The sequence below is a fragment of the Actinomadura montaniterrae genome, from assembly GCF_008923365.1.
Lineage (GTDB): Bacteria > Actinomycetota > Actinomycetes > Streptosporangiales > Streptosporangiaceae > Spirillospora > Spirillospora montaniterrae.
The window spans coordinates 1-515 of record NZ_WBMR01000506.1 but is presented as its reverse complement, the minus strand read 5'-3'; the positions used below and the strand labels follow the sequence as shown (position 1 = coordinate 515).

Genomic DNA, 515 nt, shown 5'->3' with positions numbered 1-515 from the left:
TAGTCGCATGCTGTAGACCCGAAGCGGGGTGATCTAGCCATGGGCAGGGTGAAGCGCCGGTAAGACGGTGTGGAGGCCCGAACCCACCAGGGTTGAAAACCTGGGGGATGACCTGTGGTTAGGGGTGAAAGGCCAATCAAACTCCGTGATAGCTGGTTCTCCCCGAAATGCATTTAGGTGCAGCGTCGCGTGTTTCTTGCCGGAGGTAGAGCTACTGGATGGCTGATGGGCCCTACCAGGTTACTGACGTCAGCCAAACTCCGAATGCCGGTAAGTGAGAGCGTGGCAGTGAGACTGCGGGGGATAAGCTTCGTAGTCGAGAGGGAAACAGCCCAGATCATCGGCTAAGGCCCCTAAGCGTGTGCTAAGTGGGAAAGGATGTGGAGTTGCCGTGACAACCAGGAGGTTGGCTTAGAAGCAGCCATCCTTGAAAGAGTGCGTAATAGCTCACTGGTCAAGTGATTCCGCGCCGACAATGTAGCGGGGCTCAAGCACACCGCCGAAGCCGTGGCATT

Annotated in this window: 1 rRNA gene; it reads left to right on the top strand. The window is 56.9% G+C overall.

What is annotated here, in order from left to right:
- Positions 1-515: ribosomal RNA gene (locus tag F9B16_RS50550) — 23S ribosomal RNA — on the top strand; the annotation flags it as partial.